The organism is Lutibacter citreus, from assembly GCF_003260195.1.
GTDB lineage: Bacteria > Bacteroidota > Bacteroidia > Flavobacteriales > Flavobacteriaceae > Lutibacter > Lutibacter citreus.
In genome coordinates, this window is the sequence record NZ_QEIH01000010.1 from 146,673 (window position 1) to 169,500 (window position 22,828).

The 22,828-nt window shown below is 30.2% G+C and carries 17 protein-coding genes; 8 read left to right on the forward strand and 9 right to left on the reverse strand.

All coding sequences use genetic code 11. The features are described 5' to 3' along the window. Positions 1 to 103 precede the first annotated feature (103 nt). The 5 genes from DAD81_RS20860 to DAD81_RS18695 all read right to left on the reverse strand — a co-directional run bounded on the left by DAD81_RS20860 (position 104) and on the right by DAD81_RS18695 (position 5,086). Positions 104 to 415: a hypothetical protein gene (locus DAD81_RS20860; protein ID WP_111709832.1), complete on the reverse strand. Its 312-nt coding sequence runs from the start codon at positions 413 to 415 to the stop codon at positions 104 to 106. 146 nt (positions 416 to 561) lie between these two features. Beyond that, positions 562 to 1,926 carry a glycoside hydrolase family 28 protein gene (locus DAD81_RS18680; protein ID WP_245949358.1) on the reverse strand — a complete coding sequence of 455 codons (1,365 nt, stop codon included), beginning with the start codon at positions 1,924 to 1,926 and terminating at the stop codon, positions 562 to 564. Between the two features lie 228 nt (positions 1,927 to 2,154). Continuing rightward, positions 2,155 to 3,579, reverse strand: a complete 1,425-nt coding sequence (locus DAD81_RS18685) for a S41 family peptidase (protein ID WP_111709834.1) — start codon at positions 3,577 to 3,579, stop codon at positions 2,155 to 2,157. A 372-nt stretch (positions 3,580 to 3,951) separates the two neighbouring features. Continuing rightward, positions 3,952 to 4,539 carry a hypothetical protein gene (locus DAD81_RS18690; RefSeq protein ID WP_111709835.1) on the reverse strand — a complete coding sequence of 196 codons (588 nt, stop codon included), beginning with the start codon at positions 4,537 to 4,539 and terminating at the stop codon, positions 3,952 to 3,954. Between the two features lie 52 nt (positions 4,540 to 4,591). Beyond that, positions 4,592 to 5,086, reverse strand: a complete 495-nt coding sequence (locus DAD81_RS18695) for a hypothetical protein (protein WP_111709836.1) — start codon at positions 5,084 to 5,086, stop codon at positions 4,592 to 4,594. Positions 5,087 to 6,126: 1,040 nt separating this feature from the next. On the opposite strand from DAD81_RS18695, the gene DAD81_RS18700 reads away from it, so the two are divergent. The 7 genes from DAD81_RS18700 to DAD81_RS18730 all read left to right on the forward strand — a co-directional run bounded on the left by DAD81_RS18700 (position 6,127) and on the right by DAD81_RS18730 (position 16,440). Continuing rightward, positions 6,127 to 7,881: an amidohydrolase family protein gene (locus DAD81_RS18700; RefSeq protein WP_111709837.1), complete on the forward strand. Its 1,755-nt coding sequence runs from the start codon at positions 6,127 to 6,129 to the stop codon at positions 7,879 to 7,881. 104 nt (positions 7,882 to 7,985) lie between these two features. Continuing rightward, positions 7,986 to 9,770, forward strand: a complete 1,785-nt coding sequence (locus DAD81_RS18705) for a patatin-like phospholipase family protein (RefSeq protein WP_111709838.1) — start codon at positions 7,986 to 7,988, stop codon at positions 9,768 to 9,770. 42 nt (positions 9,771 to 9,812) lie between these two features. Beyond that, positions 9,813 to 11,783 carry a DUF2779 domain-containing protein gene (locus DAD81_RS18710; RefSeq protein WP_111709839.1) on the forward strand — a complete coding sequence of 657 codons (1,971 nt, stop codon included), beginning with the start codon at positions 9,813 to 9,815 and terminating at the stop codon, positions 11,781 to 11,783. A gap of 318 nt (positions 11,784 to 12,101) precedes the next feature. Next, the gene (locus tag DAD81_RS18715) at positions 12,102 to 12,989 is read left to right on the forward strand and encodes an exonuclease/endonuclease/phosphatase family protein (protein ID WP_218939737.1); all 888 of its coding nucleotides are present in this window, start codon (positions 12,102 to 12,104) and stop codon (positions 12,987 to 12,989) included. A gap of 19 nt (positions 12,990 to 13,008) precedes the next feature. Continuing rightward, a complete protein-coding gene (locus DAD81_RS18720) occupies positions 13,009 to 14,250 on the forward strand; it encodes a peptidoglycan-binding domain-containing protein (RefSeq protein ID WP_111709841.1) in 1,242 nt (413 codons plus the stop codon). Positions 14,251 to 14,440: 190 nt separating this feature from the next. After that, a complete protein-coding gene (locus DAD81_RS18725; RefSeq protein WP_218939738.1) occupies positions 14,441 to 14,770 on the forward strand; it encodes an HNH endonuclease in 330 nt (109 codons plus the stop codon). 68 nt (positions 14,771 to 14,838) lie between these two features. After that, positions 14,839 to 16,440 carry a hypothetical protein gene (locus DAD81_RS18730; protein ID WP_111709843.1) on the forward strand — a complete coding sequence of 534 codons (1,602 nt, stop codon included), beginning with the start codon at positions 14,839 to 14,841 and terminating at the stop codon, positions 16,438 to 16,440. 46 nt (positions 16,441 to 16,486) lie between these two features. Here DAD81_RS18730 and DAD81_RS18735 read toward each other — a convergent pair whose 3' ends face one another. Together DAD81_RS18735 and DAD81_RS18740 are read right to left on the reverse strand one after the other, a co-directional pair. Continuing rightward, the gene (locus tag DAD81_RS18735) at positions 16,487 to 18,406 is read right to left on the reverse strand and encodes an ATP-binding protein (protein ID WP_111709844.1); all 1,920 of its coding nucleotides are present in this window, start codon (positions 18,404 to 18,406) and stop codon (positions 16,487 to 16,489) included. Continuing rightward, entirely contained in the window at positions 18,403 to 19,620 is a 1,218-nt protein-coding gene (locus tag DAD81_RS18740) for a hypothetical protein (RefSeq protein ID WP_157961190.1), read from the reverse strand. The genes DAD81_RS18735 and DAD81_RS18740 overlap by 4 nt, the downstream gene beginning before the upstream one ends. A gap of 384 nt (positions 19,621 to 20,004) precedes the next feature. Here DAD81_RS18740 and DAD81_RS18745 point away from each other — a divergent pair, with 384 nt between their 5' ends. Further along, positions 20,005 to 20,760 carry a DUF5995 family protein gene (locus tag DAD81_RS18745; RefSeq protein ID WP_111709846.1) on the forward strand — a complete coding sequence of 252 codons (756 nt, stop codon included), beginning with the start codon at positions 20,005 to 20,007 and terminating at the stop codon, positions 20,758 to 20,760. Between the two features lie 150 nt (positions 20,761 to 20,910). Here the strand turns inward: DAD81_RS18745 and DAD81_RS18750 are convergent, their stop codons facing one another. Both DAD81_RS18750 and DAD81_RS18755 read right to left on the reverse strand, forming a co-directional pair. Next, positions 20,911 to 21,984, reverse strand: coding sequence for an NADH:flavin oxidoreductase (locus DAD81_RS18750; protein ID WP_111709847.1), 1,074 nt, complete (start codon positions 21,982 to 21,984; stop codon positions 20,911 to 20,913). Positions 21,985 to 22,329: 345 nt separating this feature from the next. Then, a complete protein-coding gene (locus DAD81_RS18755) occupies positions 22,330 to 22,641 on the reverse strand; it encodes an MTH1187 family thiamine-binding protein (protein ID WP_111709848.1) in 312 nt (103 codons plus the stop codon). Positions 22,642 to 22,828 lie beyond the last annotated feature (187 nt).

The window sequence follows — 22,828 nt, forward strand, 5'->3', positions numbered from 1 at the left end:
ATTATTTAGTTTAAAAGTAAGCATAAATTTTATGAGTTGTTGGCTGTAGTTTTATTACTACCGATTTTTTACTTTGTAATATTTAATTTTATTTTTGAATTATTCAGAACATCATTAAAATTAATCCGAAAATCTGAACGATTATTATATAAGGAATCGGAGTACAGAGTGACAATAATAATATCGATGATTTTTTAGTCTTTTTATCAAAAAGTGTTTTTCGTTTATTATAAGCGAAAAATCCAGCTCCTATAATAAAAATAAGCCAAAATACTGGAAGAATGTAAATATATCCTAAAGAACTACCTCCATTCATTGAAGTTGCGTGAAAAATGAAAGCAGCATTAATAAAAAAATAAGCTAGCGTTAAATAAATGAAATTTTCATTCCATTTCATCGGTTTTTTCATTTTCATATTTAATAAATGCCAATGGGTTATTATAAGATTTGTTCGGATTAAAAATTGGAGATTTACCGATGTTTGAAATTAATATTTTTTTGTTTTATAAACATTCTATTTTACTGAACTAAGCAATTTTGGTTATACATTGTTTTAGCACGTTATTCTTTTTTACTGACATTTATAATTTCAATATCTCTAATTTTTTTTCCGTTCTTTTTCAGAAAACTGCTGTAAAAATCTGTCACATCATTTAAAATCACAGGAGGCCTTTTATCTTCATTTATTGTTATGAGGTTAATATTCTCAAGGTGAAGTCCTGCAGTATGACGAACAAAAATTCCAAATGCAGGTAAAGTTCCAATCGAATAAAATTCAGGGTAATGAACACCCATAACCTCAGGTGTAAATTCTTTTACAGAATCAACTTTTGCAGCATCCATTTTTGTTCCTCCGCCAGAAACTATGAATCTAATGTTTTTAATAGAGATATCCTCTATTTTATGATTAGGAAGTCCTGTAATAAAAATCGCTGAATTTTTATCGCCTTTAGAATTATCAGCTATTATATTATTAAAATAGAAACCATGCATTCGCTTAATAGGTTCTATTTGACCTTTGGGAGTATCTACACTCATTCGTTGTTGGCAAAATGTCATAAAAATTGGTCTAGGAACATTTTCCATTACTAGGTTTGAAAAGGTCATATTTTTCATTTCACCACCCTCGTTTTGTTGTATTTTTATACCAGCATCTTCAATATTTCTAAATGTACAATTACTTACAGCAACTGATTCAATGTCCCCTTTTGAAAGTAAGCCAATTCTAATACCAGCCCATTTAGAACGAAATATATTATTTGTTATAACAACGTCTTTACATGGCTTATCAGAGCGTGAAGTCTGAAGGCAGATGCAGTCGTCACTGTTATCGAAGTTACTGTTTGATACCCGAACCCTAGTACACCCATCAAAATCAAGTCCATCTCCATTAAAATTAACACGACTATGAATGTTAATACCTGAAACCTCAATATTATCGCAGTATAAAAAAACGGAAGTCCAACTTGCTGGGTTAATTAAATTGATATTGTTGAGATGGATATTTTGGCACTCTAACATACGAATTAGCATTGGGCGACCCGTACCTTGGGCAAAGTTTTCTAAATGGCCATTTCCATCAATAGTTCCGGTCCCTACAATACTTATGTTTTTGGAGTTTTCAGCATATATAAAACAGCGATCCATGTTGGTACTGTATTGATACATCATTTTATAAGTATCCTTTGTATAATCGTAATAGTCTGCACTTCCCTGCAAAGTAGTACCCCCATCAATGTGTAATGAAACATTATCTTTTAGGTAAATAGTGCCTGATACATAAATTCCACCTCCATCAATATTTACTATTCCACCTCCAGATGAAGTGCAATCATCAATAGCTTGTTGAATTGCTTTCGTATTCAGTGTTTTTCCATCATTAACAGCATTATAATCAGAGATGTTGTACTCTCTGGCATTTGTCACAAATGATATACTTAGTATTAATATTATTGATTTTAATATCTTCATTATATTTTAATAAATTGTATTGTAGTTAAATAAATAATCTTAGTCAATATGCTATAACGGATTAGAGTTAGGTTTCGTGGTTAAGCTCCTAATTTAGAAAATAAAAACTGAATAGAAAATCCTCGAGATTATTCGTAATTAAGCGAGAATTAGCCATTAATTATTCAAGGTATTGTGCTTTTGTTATTTTTTCGATTGCTTTTTTTCAAGTTCTATTGCTAATTCAATTGCTTTGTCTTTTTTGTTTTTCAAGTCAGTTGATAATTGGTCTAAAAATTCGTCTTTGTTTGTTGAATATTCCAATTGGTAATTTGCCGAAATTCCAATATTTTCGTAATTTTTGCCATTTAAATCTAAATAAACTTCGTTAGATAATTCGTATTCCCAACCATTAGGAAGTTCTTTATCTAAAGTTGAAGAAAAAATTCCTTCTGTTGTTGAACCAATTCTTTTGAAATTACTATTAGTTAGAGATGCCAAAACAAGAATTTCGGAAGCACTTGCTGTTAAATGGCTTGTGAGTAAATATACATTTCCACTGAAATGATTTTTTGATGGAATAATTTTAAAATTTTGAGGATTCGTAAAACCTTTTTCTGTTCTTGCTTTTTTTGTGTAGGCTAATTTTTCGGTATCTGAAAAGTGATTTAAAATGTCGAGTGCAACTGCATCTTTTCCACCACCATTAAAGCGTAAATCTAAAATATAGCTTTTCGCTTTTGGTAAATCTAAAATTATTGAGTTTAACACTTTGTTGATGCCATCAACTTCGTCTTGTCTTTGTAATTCGTCTTTTCTGTTTTCTGCTTTTTCCCAATATTGACCATAGAAATTTCTCAAATCCAAATTTTTCTCCAAATTATAGTCAGCTAACATTAGCATAGAATTGATTTGTACATAACCTATATTATTATTATTTACAAGTCCGTAACGAACCATTCCTGCATTATAATTTTGCAAACTGTCTACATAAAATTCTGCAATTTCTTTATTGAGATTAAATTCGTCTAATTTGGAATACTTTTCTTCTTGTTCTTCTATTTGATTTTTATATTCGTTTTCGATTTTTTCGGGAACTTCCATTTTTACGTGGCCATCATTAAGAAGCGCAATCATTTCTTTAAAGATTGTATAAAGTTCTAAATCATTAGTGTTCTCGTTTATTTTAGGTTCGTACTTTTCATAGACTTCGTCCCAATTAATATTTTTAATATCAAAGGATGCATAGTGGTCATTGAAAGTGTTCCAAAATACTTGGAAATTATGTTTAGGGTTGTTATTCAATTCGTTTGAAGCTTTACAGAGATTGGGTAACTTCTCTAATCTAGTAAATAGCCAATCATCATTTCCGTGCTGAATGGTTAACGTGTCTTTTGTATAGTTTTTTACTTTACCAAAATCTAAAATATGTTCTTTAAATGATAAATTACAATCTTGCTTTGAAATATTATATACACTTATAATTGTGTCGTTCAATTCTATAATATTTCCATATCCAATTTGTTTCCAAATTCCGTCTGGTTTTGGTTTTTCGTTCAATACTTTTTCATTGCACGAGCTAAAAATTAAAAATAATGTTAGAATTGATAAAATTTTAATGTTTTTCACACTGTTTCTTGGTTTGGTTAATTATTTTTAATGTATTGTGTATGGAAAGTTGCGTGTTTTAAATTCCTAATTTAGCAAATAAAAACCGAATACAAAATCCGCTAGGCTTTTCAGTAGTAGGAGAATACAAGCCATTAGTTATTCAAGGTGCTGACGGTTATTTTTTATATCAATTCCTTAAAACGGTTTGTATTCCTTAAGTTCTGCATCAGGATATTCCTTTGTTATTATTTTTTCCTAATTAGCCAATTTTGAATTGTACAAGCGACAATTAAAAATGACATGAAGAATAACAATATAAATGTTCTTATAGTTGTTGGCATAATATTCATTATTTGCTTTTTAACTCAGTTTTTTGTTGCCAACTGGTTTTTATTTTTTCAGCTTTATTTTCTTTTTATTCTCGAACCTAAATTCATTCAATTCCTTTAATTCAGACTCAATCTTTTCTTTCCATTCTGCAACTTTTTTTTCATTTCGTCCACTTTCAGTTTCTCTCATTAATTTAAGTCGAATTACAGAAAATTCCGCTATTGTTTCGTTATTGATTTTATTCACAATGTCAAAACCTTTTGAAATTTCTCGTTTGTCTTTTAATATTCTTTTTCTGAATTTCCGTGCTTGAATTTCAGCAAGGTCAAATTGCATTTGTTGGAAATCAATTTGTTTTTCAATACTCTCTACTTTTGTTGTGTCTATCCAAGATGCGTTTCCTAAAAATAGATTTCCAATTTTTTGATTCAGATTCCGTTTCATAAAGTCAAATCCACCAATTGAATGAGAAATCATAAATTGGCTATATACAGCATCATTATTTTGATCACTGATTTTGATTTTAAAATCATTTATGGTGAGTTTTGAACTTGAACTCCATCTTTTTTGTCCATCTTGTAATTCTTGTCCGAAACTTAAATTCAAACAAACTATACTTATTATAATTCCTAAAAATATTCTTTTCATTTCTGTTTTTCTTAAATGTCTAGTCCTAAAATATGAGGTGTTGTAAAACGTTTTAATCGTGCAATATTTTTAAAATATCTTTATCCACATCTGATATTTCTAAATTCGGATAAAATATTAATTCAGGCCCAAATACATTTCCAATTCCTAATATTCCGAATTCTTGGTTGAATAAAATCGGACCAGTTCCATCGATTTCTCTGTCTTCTTGTTGAAAATTGTCAAATTTATATTCAGAGAATTTTAAATCACTAAATGTATTTTCTTTGTCAATTATATATTTATCTCCTTCCCAAATCAACGTTTTGGTTTTTGTCAGGTAATTAAAAAACATACTTCCCTTAGGATTATTTAAATTCCAGTAATAGAAATCAATCAGTGTATCATTTGATTTTATTACTAATTGATATTCCATTTTTTCAGGAATAGAATCGTACATATAAATACTAACAATTCTATGTTCAACTTTTGACTCAATTTTCTTTTCTGTACAAGAGTAATTTGCTAAAATAATCGATAGTAATATTATTTGTAGAAAATATTTCATCTTATGTTTTATAACTCATTATATAATCATAAAAAGTATTATTTTTCAATTTTTTTATATGAATAATGTTATTTATTTAATATTCACAAACAAATATAATTATTCAATAGGACTATGACTCTAATATTTATCAGATTCTTTATTGCAAGTTAGTTTAGGTGTAGTATTTAATTACGATTCTTGTTTTAAATTAAGAACTGAGTTAACGAAAAACTTTAGAAATAAAAAATCATTACAATTTGAAATGCTTAATAGATATTTAAATAAAAGTCTATTTTTTAAGTTTATTAAGAGACTCAAATTATAAGCTTATTATTCTTTTAAAAAAAAATTATTAATTATTGAAATTATTTTCATATATTTAATAAATTGTTAATGAGATAGTTATGAAAAGATGCTTCTTTTACGCTGATCTTAACGTATTAAATACACAAAATTCTGGCTAAGCTTTTGGACCAGTTTTAAGCACTGAATCTATATCTGGTAATAATTATAAAAAAAATACAATTACCAATTAGCATGCAGTAAAAACACGAGGAGATATATTAAAAGTAGCCATTTGTGAAAGGGAAGGTTTTCAAACAAGAAGACGTCGCTGCAACATTTAATTTTAAAGGTATAAGTAATAATATTTGCAAAAAAATACAGACTCAATAGATAATATTTTTTATAACTGAAATAATAATTATCAATTATTACGTGTAAAAATTAGTCTGAATTTTTTAATCATATAAAAAGTAGGTAAGAAAATTAATGGATAATGCAGAGGGAGAAAGTTTATTTTGAATCCTAAAAGTAAAAATAAAACTTACTTCAATAAAAAGGAAGTTATTTTTATATAGGTTTTAAAACATTAATGAATTTCAGTTAAAAATGTATAACTAAAATATAGTGGCATAATCTCGTAATTAAATGTCTACTTTTTTATTGTAAGTTCATAATAAGGCTGGATAACTATTGTGCAAGAGAAGGTTAAATAGGGAACTATATTATAACATTATAAAAAAAAATTATAAAACTATTTGAAAAGAACAAAAGCTATGTCACTTAACCAACCAAATACAGGATTACCGTTTATTAATGCTCACACGCATACCTTTACAAAAGAGCATGTGCCTAAATATATGGCAAAACAAATCCTTCCTTGGCCGTTTTATAAATGGTTTCCAACCATTCCAATAGTAAACTTTATTAAATCTTATTTAAAAAGAAATAATGATGATTTTGGATATACCGGGCGCAACAAGAAGCACTTGGCTTACCAGAAAAAGAAATTCAGAACCCAAACACCTTTTAAGATATTGTATTTTGTTTGGTTAACCGTTGTTTGGTTAATCTTTGCTTATTATTTATTTGAACTTATAGTCCCTTCATTAAAAGAAACTTGGATAGGGTGGTTATGCAATTTTTATATAGATTTATTAAATCCAATAATGCCAGATTTAGGTAATTTATGGAATTCAGTATTTCTTTTACTATTCATTGTTATTGCATTTAAAAGTGTGCGCAGCATGTTGATAAAATACCTTTGGAGTCGGTTTCAAAAGGCCATTGGTAAGGAGCAATTAGAGCTGTTGTTGCGTTATATTAATATTGCCCGTTTTACAAGCCACAGTGGACAAGCTTATATTTTTAATCAGTTAAAGCAGCAATATCCTGCTGGATCAAAGTTTGTAATATTACCTATGGATTTACAATATATGGAGGCTGGTCCTGTGAGAACTCCTTTTTTAGAACAAATGAAGGAGGTAATAGATTTGAAAAAAATAAAAGACAACCAAGATGTTTGCTATCCTTTTATTTTTGTGGATCCCAGACGTATTAAAGAGTATGGAAAGGTGTTTTTAAACCTGAATTCAGATGATCCGGATAACATTATTTTAGAAGACTGCCAATTGAAAACTTATATTGATGGTGGTTGTGCGGGGATTAAAATCTATCCAGCTTTGGGTTATTATGTTTTCGATAAAAATCTACTCAAACTTTGGTTGTATTGCCAACAAAAAAATATTCCTATTACAACCCATTGCTCAATTGGTCCGGTGTATTATCGCGGAAAATTAAATGACTTAGGAAAAAATTACGATTATCATCCTATTTTTAACGAGGTTTATGAGAAGAATGAAGACACAAAGGAAAAAACAATTGGACAACTTCGTTTTCTTGAGTTGAAGAACAAAGATTTTCAGAAGAATTTTACGCACCCATTAAATTATTTATGTTTGTTGCATGAACCTTTATTAACAAAAGTGATTGAAACTTTTGACGAAAATGGTGATTTAAAAACCTTATTTGGTTATAAAGATGGAAAGATAACTCGTAATCTTAAAAATTTAAAAATCAATTTGGCCCACTATGGAAGTGCTGAGATGTGGGAAAGGTTTTTATCTAAAGATCGTTATCGTGAAGCTAATGCCATTATCCAAAATCCTAAAAATGGGCTTAACCTAAAAGCAAGGTTAGAAAGCAATGCTAATCTATATCAATTTTGGCATTATGTAGATTGGTTTTCTATCATTAGTACTATGATAATGCAGTTTGAGAATGTATATACTGATATTAGTTATACATCTCACGATCTTAAATACTTGAATTTATTATCTGAAATATTAGATAATCCTAAAATTGGTAAACGCGTATTATTTGGAACTGATTTTTACGTGGTGAGCAATCATAAAACAGAAAAACAGTATTGGATAGATATGCAAAATTCCTTGGGAGCTATAAAATGGAACTTAATAGCCAAACAAAATCCAACAGAGTTTTTAAAAAGCAAATTAGCGAGTTCTTTATAAATATAAATAAAGACTTAAAAAAGAAGTCTAAGCATAAGTAAAGAAAATTAAAAGAGTAAAATAATTTGGGTGAACATTTATAATTAACAATTAAACTAAAAATCATGGGCAATAATTCAAAATCAAGTACATTTCATTTAGGTATTACCATGGCCGGAGCTGTTTCTGCAGGTGCTTATACGGCAGGTTTTATGGACTATGTTTTAGAGGCGCTTTCTGCCTGGGAAGCTGCTAAAAAAGAGAACGAAAATAATCCGAATAGTAATATTCCAGATCACAAAGTTATTATTGATGCAATTGGAGGTGCTTCAGCTGGTGGTATGGTAAGTATGATTACAACCTTAGCGTTATGTGCAGGAAATATTAAACCAGTAAGGGAAGTTTCAAACACTAAAACTGGAAATATTCTTTATGATAGCTGGGTTTTTCTTGATGATGATAATAGCTTGTATGATGGTAGTGGAGGAGGGAAAACTACCTTTGAAAAAATGCTAACTAATGTTGATCTGGATGCTAATAAAGGAGCCCCTTCGTTATTAAATTCTAAACCAATAGATCGAATTGCAGAAAATGTCTTTGAGCAACTTCCCGCAAATGCAACTCCTAATAATTTTCCTAGTTACATATCTGATGATTTAAGAGTTTTACTAACAGTAACAAGTTTACGTCCTTTAGATTATAAGGTGAAGTTTAGTAAAATTAAATCTAAATTTTTAGATTCTACACCAGGTCACAGAATAAGTAACCATGATATTGTCGCTCATTTTAAATTAAAATATGATGAAGACAAAGACAAAAATAAATACTTGCCATTTCAACCACTTAATTCAGATATAGTTAATGATTTAGGAAAGAAATTAAAATCAAATAGAGACTTTTTAATTAATGTAACCAAGGCTACAGGAGCATTTCCTATTGGTTTAGCACCACGTTATTTTGAATCTGATTTTCCTATGGAATATGTTTATAATAGTCTGGCTGAAAGAAAAGCATTTACTTCTCAAATGGATATTGAATTAGATATAGATTCAAAAGAAAATTTTCAGTTTACAGCTGTAGATGGTGGAGCTATAAATAATGAACCTTTTGATGAAGTACTTAGATGTCTAGTAGATAATCATGGTCCTGAAGATTCTGTAAATCCAAAATACGGAACAGTTTTAATTGATCCTTTTCCAAATTTTGAAGATGAAAAGGGGGCAGGAAAGCCAAATTACGAAAAAACCAGTATTATGGATATTATTGGAAATTTAATACCAACAGTTCTTAATCAAGCAAGAAATAAACAAAGCGATACTTATGGTACAGGATTGTTTAAACTTATGGCGTTTCCAAGAAAACTAAAATTAGGTTCTCGAAAAGAAGTAAGTTATCCTCCTTTGGCTACTGGTGCTATTGGTGGTTTTGGAGGCTTTATTGATATTGAATTCAGAAAACACGATTTCTTTTTAGGACGTGATAATGCGCGAAATTTTTTAAGAGGTATCATGTTCATGGAATATGATAAAACAAACCCAAAGAGTCTGTTTCACGGAGTTAGTGATGAGGCCATTAAAAAATTTGGTAGAAATATTAAGCAAGAGGATGGTACTATGAAGGTTTTTATGCCCATTATTCCAGATGTTAGCAAACTAAATCCGGATGATGACCCTAATCCTTCTAGATATACAGTTCAAGACTTTCCTAAGTTTAATAAAGAAGCTTTCAGAAAATTGGAGGGTCCTATTAAAAATAGGGTTAAAGCAATTTTAAAAGCCGAACTAAATGGTAAAATGTCTGGATGGCTTTGGGGAATAGGAAAAGGATTTATTATTAATAAAATTTCCAAGAAGATGACAAAATGGGTTATAGAAACTATTGAAAAAGACTTTTCGAACAGAGGAATGTAATTCTATTCTAAAAAATGATAAAATATTTATAAATCTAAAAAAATGCGCGTACTCACAAAATCTCGATTTAAATTAGGATTAGAATGCCCAAATAAGTTGTTCTATAGTGGTAAGAAATCCTATGCCAATAATAAAGATAATGATAGTTTTCTTGAGGTATTGGCGCAAGGTGGTTTTCAAGTGGAAGAATTGGCAAGAATGTCTTTCCCAGGAGGTAAATTATTAGAGGGTAGGGATTGGGACTATGAAGCACTTTGGTATAAAACTAGAGATTTACTAAGGAAAGATAACTCAATCATTTATGAAGCTGCATTGCTTCACAATGGCTTATTTGTAAGAACAGATGTTATAGTAAAAAAGGGAGATTTTATTGAATTGATAGAGGTTAAGGCAAAATCTTTCGATTCCACAGAAGAAAACATTTTTGTTGGTTCTAGAGGTGGTTTAAGAAGTGAATGGAAAACCTATTTATTTGATATTGCATTTCAAAAATATGTGATGCAGCAATGTTTTCCAGGTTTTGAAATTAAATGTTTTATAATGATGGCTGATACATCCAAAACAGCTTCAATTAATAAATTAAACCAAAAATTTCGAATCACCAAAACCACCAATAAAAGAACGGGAATTAAAGTATTAGTTAAATCTATTGAAGAATTAGGTACACCAGTTTTAGAAAGAGTTGATGTAAGTGATATTATAGAAGATATTGTAAAGGATGTTCATAAATATCAAGAAGACCTCCTTTTTGCTGATACAATAAAGCGGTTTAAGTATATCTATGAACAAGATGATTATGCAAATTGGCCAACATCCTATTCTGCCTGCAAACATTGTGAATTTAAAACCTCTATTGAAGAAAAAGAAGATGGTTTAGATTCTGGTTTTGAATATTGCTTTAAAAAACAACATGGGTGGACGGAAGATGATTTTAATAAACCAAACATTTTTGAGATTGGCGGATTGTATTATCGCAGAGGAATTGAATTATTTAATGAAGAAAAGTTTTTCATGGAACAGTTGTCTCGTGATGCTATTAAATATAAGGAGGAACTAGGTAAATTATCCAGTACCCAACGTCAATGGCTACAAATTGAAAAGGAAGTTAATAAAGATACTTCTGTTTTTATAGATGTAAAAGGGTTAAAATCTCAAATGGATTTATGGGTTTTTCCATTACATTTTATAGATTTTGAAACCAGTGCATCAGCTTTGCCATTTCACAAAGGCAGGCATCCTTACGAACAAATTGCTTTTCAATTTTCACATCATATTTTTTATAAAGATGGACACATTGAGCATGCCAATGAATTCTTAAACGCGGAGCCTGGCGAATTTCCAAATTTTGAATTTATTAGGGCTTTAAAGAAGGCTCTTGAAAAAGATAATGGCAGTATTTTCCGTTATGCCAATCATGAAAATTCCATTCTTAATGTTCTCTATGAGCAGCTGACCACTTCTAATGAACCGGATAAAGATGTTTTAATGACTTTTATTAAAAGCATTTCCCATAGTATAAAAAGTGCAGATGTAAATTGGCAAGGACCTAGTGATATGGTTGATTTATTGGAAATGATTAAAGATTATTATTACAACCCATTAACTAAAGGTTCTAATTCTATTAAAGCTGTACTCCCAGCTATTTTAGAAACAAGTGAATTTTTAAAATCAAAATATTCTCAAAAACTAGCTCAATTGGAGTTAACGTCCAAGAATTTTTCTAAAAACCATGTTTGGCTTAAAGTTGATGGTGAAAAAGTTATTAGTCCATATAAAAATTTACCACCAATTTTTGAAGATTGGACTGAAGAAGATATTGAAAATTCTATGTCAGAAATAGAATCTATTAGTGATGGTGGAGCTGCCTTAACCGCTTATGGAAAGCTTCAGTATTCAGATATGGAACAAAAGGAGGTTGACGAGATTAAGAAGTCTTTATTAAAATATTGTGAGCTCGATACACTCGCAATGGTTATGATCTATGAACATTTTTTAGAACTAGTAGGTAAATAAAATGAAAATTCATTAAAGAAATAAGTTATGCCAAATTATTATCCACTTAAGAAAATAAAAGATATTAGTCGTCGTAGACGAACTATTGAAGGTTTACAACGCATTCGTCAACAAATTAAAGATGAGCGTTTTCCAAGAAAGAAAGCCTCAGATTCGTTAATTCTTGGTACTTGGAACTTAAGAAATTTTGATGATGATCGCTTCAATTTTGGACCTCGTTTAGAGGAGTCCTTTTATTATATTGCCGAAATCATATCACACTTTGATGTGATTGCTATACAGGAAATCTGTTATGATCTTTGGCCGTTAAAATTACTTATGAGAATATTGGGAGATGACTTTGATTATATCATTACCGATGTAACACATAGCAGTATTGGAGGAAACGAGGAGCGACTTGGGTTTATATACGATAAAAATAAAGTGAAATTTACGGGCGTAGCAGGAGAAATTGTTCTGCCTCCAAAATTGATGATTAGTAAGGAGACAAAAGAAAAATTACAATTTTCTCGATCACCTTTTGGGGTTGATTTTCAATCTGGATGGTTTAAATTTTTCTTTTCAACGGTTCATATTTATTTTGGATCCAATAGCACAAGTTCTGACAAGTATAAACGGCGAGTTCAAGAAATAGAGGCAGTTGCAAAATACCTTGCAAATGAAGCTAAGAAAAGTGCTGAAAGTAATTCCAGTAGTACCAATTACATTTTAGTTGGAGATTTTAATATTAAAAAGGAGGGAAGCCAAGGATTTAATGCCTTAAAAGATAATGGCTTTACCGTTGTTACAAATAATGTGGGTAGTAATAGCGATCAAACGAGTTTTTATGATCAGATTTCTTTTATGTCTAACAAAGATGAAATGAAATTTTTAGAACCTAAGCGTAAAGATCGTGTAATTCAATTTTTCAATAGCATTTTTAGAGACGATGACTATGAAATGTATAAGCCTATAATGAAAGAACGAATTGCTGAAAAATTAGAGGAGAATCTAGAAGAACTTGAAAAAGCAACCTCAAACACAGCCAAGAAGAAAATTAATTCTCGGATTGCGAGTTTAAAGGCAGCACGAAAAACAGATACTTCACTTAAGGCATATTATAAAAAATGGCGTACGTTTCAAGCTAGTGATCATTTACCACTATGGGTGGAAATTGAAATTAATTTTACAGATAAGTATTTAGAGAAGATAAAAAATATGGATTAATCATTAAAATAATAACATTATGGGACTACTTTATTTAGGAAGTACAGATGCTTCAAAATATCCTAACAACCGGAAAACTTTTTTAAAAAATTACCATCAAGATGGATTAATGGTAGGTAAAGTATCTTTTAGGGATGATGATCGCACTAAATGGCGTTCTTTTAGAAAAGTAGCGGGACATGATGTTGAAAAATTACAGCAATTTCTTAAAAAAGCTGGATTTATGACTAATAGGATGAATATTGGTGTATTTGATTATGCCACTCAGGCGGCTGTTAGGTTATTTCAAGAATACGTTAGAACCATTGATGAAGAAGGGGATAAGACCATGGTACCTGACGGATTTGTAGGTAATGGCACTATGGCTCATGTAAATCGTTGGATTTCTCAGGATAGAGTTTGTAGTTGGGGGCCAGAATCAGCAACTACACCAACAAAAGAATATACAGATTGGTTTAAATTATTAATAAAAGCGAAGTCGCATTACAAAGCTAATCCAGGTCCTATTTTAAGTTATATTAATAAAATGAATAAAACATATTCAACTCGTAAAATAGACGATTGGACATTTGATAGTGATGAAATTCATCTTATTGGTATTCGTCGTAATCAAGACAAGCCAGCACATGATCGTAAAAATGATGATATATTTATTTTATTGGTTAATGGGCAAGTTTTTAAGTTTTGGGGATCAACAGATCCAAGTGTTCGCATGGCAGGAAGAAAAGATGAACCGTTTTTAGTAGAAGGGCAACAACTTTACCGTTTTGGGTGGCATAAGGTTTGGGTTGAAAAAAAGATATATAGAGCGGCTAAGCCGTTAGATGCTAACGGTGTTTTGGTCTTGCGAGATTGGAACAACGATAATTCGTTAACACCAAAAGATCTTGATATTACAGATAGAAATGGTAAGCCTCTGGGTATTCGGGCTAATAACTCTATAAATATACATTGGTCTGGTATTGGTAGTACAAATTTCTCGGCTGGTTGCCAAGTAATCTCAGGTAAAAGCTATATTAATAATAAAGGGGATGGGGTAGATTGTTCACAGTTTGCTTCAAGAAGTTATAGCGAATTAACAAACTCTGCTAAGAAAACTAAAGGAGCTTATAATATGTTAGCAGATCTTGTTGTATGCTATTCAAAACCGGGAGTGCAAAGTTTAATATATACTTTGGGACGAGAAGAATCCTTGAATATTGATGCTAATTTTGGTGCTGATTATGCTAGAAGAGCTTTAAGTACTATGACAAATATTTAAATTAAGAAATATATTATTGATTGAGTTGTACATTAAACATAAATAAATGTTTAATGTAATTAGATAAACTTTAATGAACTAAAAATAAATTAAGATGACACAGAAAGCAAGACAATATAAATCTAAAGATGTAAAAAAGTTATTTGCCCTTTCGGGTAATATATGTGCAGAACCATCATGCTCTCGCAGTATGATTTCGGAGGATGAGAATAATGTTTTAGGTGAGATAGCTCATATTTGTGCTGCTAGTTCTGAAGGCCCTCGTTTTGACTCTAAAATGACTGATGATGAAAGACGATCTTTCAATAACCTAATTTTATTATGTGATGAACATCATAAGATGATAGATAATCCTGATACTATAGATAAGTTTCCAGCTTCAGTGATAAAAGAATGGAAGAGCGCGCATGAATCTGTTAATAAGGATACGCCTGTAAATGAAAACTTATCTAAATCCTTTGTTCAAAATGCTGAGAAAATTTACAATATTGAAAATATTGATACCGCTAATTTTAGTTAGAAATTTGATTTATTAGGACAGTATTGATTGCTTGGTTTTATTCTAATTTTTTTAAAAATTTATAAAATATGAAAGGTTACAAATTTTTAATTTATTGTTTGCTGTTTTTTTTAATTTCGATTGAATTAAATGCGCAAAATTCAGAGAAGAGTAAAACGTATGAATCTATAACGCTTGCGCAAGCATATATTAATTTATCATTAACAGAAACGTATTTTGATAGCTTAAGTATTGGTCGTATATCAAAAATACTCCCTTATGAAGAACGTGAATTAAGGATAATAAAAGATAGAAAATTTATTCGTAAAAACTTAAACCTTTATAAATTCACACATGCTTTATTATATTTCAATAAAGCAAAATTGCTATATATAAAGAGAAATGATACTACTCGAGAAGAATTAAAGGAATGGGTTAGAACCTTAAAAAATGCACATAAAAATTATAATGGAAGCATTAAAAAGCAGACGATATTTACCCGTATAGATTCTTCTTGGTATGAACTCATAAATTTTAATAACAATTCCAAGGTTCACTTATCTAAAGAGATAACCAATTTAAGTATCCAGTTTACGCCATACTTGAATAATGATATTTATCCTGATTTTAAAAAACTATTTAATGATGCAAAGTACTCAAATAGGTACAATTTTTTAAAGTTATGGGGATTGGCAGCTAACTATAATTTGTCTTTAGAGTTTTCAATTTTAAACAGTTTAAACTTTAAATTATTTTCTTATTTAAAACCATTTTCTGGAAATATCATTTATGAATTGGACTTGAAACATGATTTAATATCAAGATATATTCAACTTAAATATATTGCATCTAACCATCACAGTAAATCTTTGAGTGGTTATCAAATTAACAATCTGTATGATTTATATAATCGTTTTATTAAAGACCTTAAAAAGGAAAAAGATGAGTTTATTTTAAAAGAATTAAATCCCAAAGTATGTGAAAGTCTTTATAAAGAATTGAATAATAAGTACCCTAATGTAATTTTAAAATCTATTTTAACTGAAATTAAAGACGGTTCTTCACTTAGTAATGAGATTGTTATGCCTATAATTTCACAGAATCAATACTTTTTCCCAAATCCAGCTCCTTTACCTTCAACTAGTTTAACTATAATGGATTTTCAACCAAGTATAACTACTCTTGGCCAAGTGGATGATTATATGAGTGAGATATTAGATACAGCGGGTTATACTGATCAATTACACTATTATTATGATTTGGATGGGTTTGCAATGACTACGAGTTTAGAAAAATTTAATACCAATGGCACAAGTGTAGATGACAACGAACGATGGATAAAAAATCTTGGGAGTGATGGTAAATTTTCATATTACGAAATATTTAAATCCCTCTTTTTTGAAATGGAGTCTGAATTTAGAATGTTTGCTCTTATTGTGGCGTCTAAAAATGTTACAATTAGTGATGCTCCACTTTCTGCAGGTATGGCAGAGCAACTAATGCAAAATAGTTATAATTCACTTCCTGATGATTTAAAAAACAGGGAGTTCTCAAATAAAAACTTATCTGTCTTGGTATACCATTTTCATCAAAGTGATATTGGAGAAGTACCTATGCTAAACATTAGTAGTAGTATAGAAGCAAGAGAACATTTAGGACTTGCTGGTTTAGATAATTTGATAAAAAATTAAGTATGTAATTATTGGTTAAATTTATATGGTTGATGCTTTTTGAAGCTTAAGGAGTTTGTTTAACAAAATCCTCGTATGATAAATTAAGATGAATTGTATCTCCGGTTTTAAGTATAATATCAATATCATAACCTTGAGGGCAATAACCATAACCTAAATATCCAATTGAAAAAGAAGATGTAGGATCTATTGAAGTCCTTAGTCGGTCAACAAATCCTCTACAAAATTTATATTGTACTTTTTCAATTTCATTCTTTCTAAATGATGGTACGTCTATCCACATGGTATAATTTCTATTTTCGCCACCTTTGTTTGATGGGCTTATAGATCCTTTTGGAATAATTAAGCTATCAATTGGATATGTGCGTTGTTTAAATAATATTTTTGTAAGTACAGAATCTGGTATGTTTTCATACTGTTCACCTCTTCCTTTCATTACTAAATGTAATAATTCTTTTATTTCTCCTTCAGCAATATTTGCACGTACAGTTTCATCTTTAGCTAATTTTTCCTGCTTCTTTGCATCCATAGCTAAATAAGTTATAGCTGCTATAAAACCAATTAAAACAACAATTGCAGCCCCTAAAAAGCGTAGTTTCTTCTTTTTATTTGAATCTGAAATTTTTTGCTCAATCTCTTTTTGTCGTTGTTCTTGAATAGCTAGATTACTTTCTTGTATTCTTTTTTGAAGCTCTGGAGGAAAATTTAAACTTTTTTCATAAGGTCTTAAATAATCAATATCATCTTGTGTAAAAAGGCCTTTTCGCTCATCATATACTTTATATATATCTGCTGCCTTTTCCCTCATTTTCATTTCTTCTGTGAGGTTTTGACCAACAACTAATGCTAGAGAATCATGGCTTATTTCGAACTGGCTTTCATCATCAGCTTTTAAAGTTCGTAAGATGCGTCTTTGAACTAATTCTTTTAATAATTTAGAAATAGGGCTTTTGCTTTGTACTTTTTTATGCTCAAGTTCAAGCCTAATTGTTGTTTCACTTAATTGCAGCTTAGTGAATTTTTCAGAAATCATGGTGGCTAAAAGTTCCAAAGGCACACCTTTCCCATAATCACCTTCTAATGTGTCTATTTGTTTTTTTAAGAAACTCTCAAGAATTTTCTCTAGGTTGTCTCCTTTTTGTATCAACTCAGTACTTAATACGGGGAGTTCGTTGTCTTTATTTATGCTTTGTGCTCGGTCCCAAAGTTCACTTAAAAATACCTGCACATGTGCCAATTCAATTTGCATTTTTTTATCTGGCAGTCTAGATAATATTTTTTCTGCTAGTTTATTACTATCCTCTACGCGATAAAATTGTTTATAAGTTGGAGCTTCCAAAATCTGGAATATCACTTCCTGTACATTTTTTCGTCCCATTTTCTCCACACGATAACGATTCTGTAAAATGCTAGGACAAAGTGATTCGAATTCGGATAAATGACCAATGAATTCTTCACGCATAATAAGCATTATGCGACATGGTACTGTATCGTAAATGAGTTTGTTTATACTTTCAAAAAAAGTCTTTTGCTCATCCTGATCACCAGAAATCAATAACTCTTCAAATTGATCGAACAATAAGTATATGGGCTGAAAGCGTTCCTTGAATAGTTTTTCAACGGCTTCTCCAAATCCAATAGACGGATCTGATGGTAATCCTAACGAAGCATTCATCGGAATTTTATTTTTAAGAGCTTCATTGATAGAGTTATAAACAGAAGTATTTATATTATTCCCTTTACGTATGGTAAGTGCATACCAATCGGCATTAGAAAATCTATTTCTCAATCCACATTCTACCAAACTGGTTTTTCCTGAACCTGATGGTCCATATACCATGAGATGTTTAACGCCACTTAAGGCATTATATAGTTCTGTAGTTTCTTTGGTACGACCAAAGAAAATTTTAACATCAGATTTTTGATAAGAATCCAAGAACTTAAAAGGAGATGGAACCTGGCTCATGATGTTTTAATTTTAAAAGGATTAAATATGTCTTCTAATTGTTCAAAAAGATCATCAAGTCCAGAGAGGTTTGTATTGGTAGATTTTACATTAAGCGTAGGGTATTTACCATTTTTTTTAGTATCTAAAGATAAGGGAAGTTCTTTGTTGTAAGGTACATAACTATATTTTCTTCCGTCTTTTTGGTAACCCGTATAATAGAAAATTTCTGGAGTTTGCTTTTTGTTTTCATCATCATACACACTTTTATCAATGAGCATTGGAGATAACGAAATATAAGAATCTTTGTCCTCTATATTCCTTAAACAGGCAGCTAAAACATTTCCTTTGAACAATAAAATACTTTTACTAAAGGTAAATGAGCCTTTTACTTGAATTGATTTTGTTTTATCTGCTATGTTGCTCTTGTTGTATACACTGTGAAGTTCTGCATAGCGGTGCAGATAGGTTTTATCAGATCCAATACGGTAATTAAGATTGATATCTTTTATTGATACTAAGCGATAATTGGCTACGAATGATAGGTTTTTTATCCAAAAAACCAAGGCCGTTAAATACTTTTCCATTAGTTTAGGTAAGTCTTCATTTTCTTCAATAGAGCCAGATATTAATTTCTGGCGTTCCGATTCAAGAAAAGATGCGGTTCCAAATAAATCAGAATCCGTATCGGTCAATTTATTAATGAATTTATTAATTTCATGAACAAATCCATTTTCACCTATTAAATCTGTTGTAGTAAGTAACAGACTGGTATAATCGAAACTCAAATAATCTTCGTCACCCATTTGTAAAAAGTCGGATATAATTCCCAGTTTTGGAGGCTTGTCTAATTGTAATATTTGTGCCATTTGTATATAACACAGATACCGAAGTGATGCTTGATAGGTTTCTGCCATAAAAGAAAGTCCATACAACGTTTTTTTACGACCATCAGGTGTACACATTTTTTGTAGAAATACTTGAATAAGCCAGTCGTAATTCTGGAAAATCTCTAAAGGGTCATCTCCTACAGGAATTCCCTCTTTAATAAGGTCTTTACCTAAGATTTTAATCCATTCGTCATCAGTTCCTACTAAGTTTTCAGATAGTGCACCAGGTAAGGATTTATCATGACCTGCCTGTCCCATTAAATAGCTAAAATTGGCATTGGTAATGGTTCCAATATTATATATTTTATCCGCTGTTTGTATTGATTTGGAGGACTGTTCCTTCATTAAGGCCAGCAAGACATCTAGTTTTTTATCTATTTTCTGTTGTTTCCCGTCAACATCTATAGTGATGGAGTCTTCAGTAACTCCCTTAATGATAATTTTTTCCTTTATGGCGGCCATGAATTACTGCTTTTGTTCAATTAATTTTTATAGAGAGTTAATTATGTTTATCAAACTTTTTAATATATTAAGTTTTGAATGAATTTAAATATATTAAAATTAATTTTTATCTTAACTTGATAGGAATTTACAATAAATAATGGTCTTTCGCAAAAACAATAAACCTTATCTTTATTGTTAATTACAATCAAAGTGTCTGGTTGTTAATAAATTATGGGGATGTAGCGATGGCTATGTTAGATGAATTTTAAAACTGAACTTTACAAAATGAGCAGAGCAACTACCATAAAAGAAGTTATTAATCAATTGGATGTTATCATTGAAAATGCCATTGAATCCAATGATCGTTTAGGCTTATTCGCCTACATTTACAGACGTACCACAGCCGAAATTGCTAGAGAAACAAAACTTAGGAATTTCCAAAATAATGAACGACTTGAGATTTTAGATGTAGCGTTTGCGAACCTCTACTTGGACGCTTATAATGATTATAAAAATAATAAGCAAGTAAGCGCATCGTGGCAGTTTGCTTTTAACCAAAGAGATATGCCTTTAACTATATTACAGCATATAATGTTAGGAATGAATGCGCATATTAATTTAGATCTTAGCGTATCTACTGCACAGACCATGAAAGGAATTGAGATAAATGAAGTTGAAACCGACTTTAATAAGGTTAATGATATATTGTTTCAAATTACGAATGAGTTACAAGAACGGCTGAGTCGTGTGTCTCCGTTAATGTTTCTTTTAGATCTTTTAGGTGAAAATAAAGACGAACAAGTTATAGATTTTAGTATGCGAAAAGCAAGAGAACTATCTTGGAATTCGGCCAATTTATTATGGGCTCTTGGTGATAACGATAATAAAAAGGCTATTCAAAAAATAGATAACCTTGTGCTTAAAATTGCAGAACGCATTAAAGCCCCAAAAACACGAACTATGCGTTTCATTTTAAAAATAATGAAGCGTTTTGAAAAGAAAAATGTAGGCTTGATTATTTCGAGATTGAAAGAAGATTAAATACAATTTAGAGTAATAGTTTTCTTTCATTCTTTATAATTAATTTTAGCTTTTATTTAGGTCTCTTCATATGTTAGTTGAAATAATTTTACAATAAATTGATTTGTTAATGAATAAACTTATCTAAGAATTTTATGAATTAAAAACAGACTATTTAACAAAATCTGGCCACCTTTTTAAATAGTGGATAAACTTTTTACCTAATCCTTCATTTATAAGATGTTCTTCTGAAACCGGAATTTCAATTGGACTAAAAGCTGGATTTTCTATAACCAATTTTGGAAAGTTGTGATGTAATATTGCAGAAGTACCAATAGATACAAAATCCACTCCAGAATTTAAAACTTCTTGAACATTAACAGCGTTGTATATTTTTCCAGCAACGGTCCATTTTACTTTTTTAAAATCTAATGAGTTAAAATGTTCTAGAAGCGAGATATCTTGATATTTTTCTTCATAAGGAATTTTAAAAACATCCCATAAGGATATATCTAAAAAATCAATATTTTCGGTATCAATTAACCTTTGACAAACCAATTTTATCTCGTCAATATCCATTCCATACCTTTCAGGAGATAACCTAACGCCAAGTAAAAAATCAGGGCCACATTTTTCTCTAATTCCATCTATAATTTCAAAAAGGAGTCGAGATCTATTTAGTAAAGAACCACCATAATTATCTGTCCTTTTATTTATTTTAGAACTTAAAAATTGAGTTAAAATATAACCGTGTGCACCGTGAACTTCAACACCATTATAACCACATTCTTGTGCGCGAATTGCTGCGGCAATAAAATCATCTTTTAATTGTATAACTTCTTCTAAAGAAAGGCCGCGCGCATTTGTCTCTTCATTATTAGAAGGGCAAACAGGTTTTTTATTAATTAATTCTGCTGGTGTGCGCATTCCTGCATGATGCAATTGAATAACAGCTAAACTTCCTTGTTCTTTAATATTAGTTGTTAATTTTATATGTCCTTCTTTTAAGTTATCACTAAAAATACCAAGTTGACCAGGGAATCCTTTCCCAATTTCTTGAACATGTGAGGCGCAAGTCATTACTAAACCAAACTGACCTTCAGCTCTCTTAGTTAACCATTTTAGTTCATCATTAGAGAGTTGCCCATTTTCATGGCTTTGTTGGTTTGTTAAAGGAGCCAACATAAATCTATTTTTCATAGTGGCTCCACAAGGAAAAGTTAAGGCTGAATTTGCATTGATCATAGTAAAATGTTAAAATGATTTAGATTTCAAATTTAAGCAGAAATTTTAAATCCTTTTAAATCTAATTAAACTTTCAAAAAAAGGTATAGAATTCTGACTTTTGTGTTACGGTTATCCTCAACTTTATTCAAAATATCAACAAATAATATTAAAACAAACCTTGCTCTTTCACTAAAGAAAACAGAATCTGGTTAAAGAGCATAGTTGTAGTAAGTTTTAAGAATTTCAATTAAATCTAATCTTTTATAAAAAAGGTTTTTACAATTAAATATATATGTAAAATACAGAATTATTAGACCTTATTGTAAACCTTTCAAATTAAAAATAAGCTATATTTTAAATGTGCTATTTATTTACTTCTCCAATTATTTTTTCTACAGATTTTATTTTCTGAGTCAAACATTGAGTTTTCCCTTTTCGAATATCAAATTTAAGAGATGAATACACGCGATCGCAATCCGGCTCCAGAACATCGTAAGACTGTTGAACAATAGCTAAAGCTTCAGATAGCGTTTCGGTTTCTATTATGGTCCCCATTGCGGTAAGTTGATAAGTAACTCCACTTTCGCGTATTAGTTGTATAATTTTACTCACATACGGGCTTATGCTCTCACCTTTATCGGTAGGAAACATGGCAAATTCTAATAGTACTGACATTGATTTAATAATGAATTAAGTATAATGACAAAGATAGTGAAAGTGTTGAATTTATTTAGCAAATAAATCCATTTTATGTATAAGTTAAACGCGGCAACAAATTAAAATGTTTGGTTTTTTATTGCAAGTTGAATTGGAGAGTCTCACTTTTTTAAATTTAAATAAAAAACGTAGTAAAATATATTTT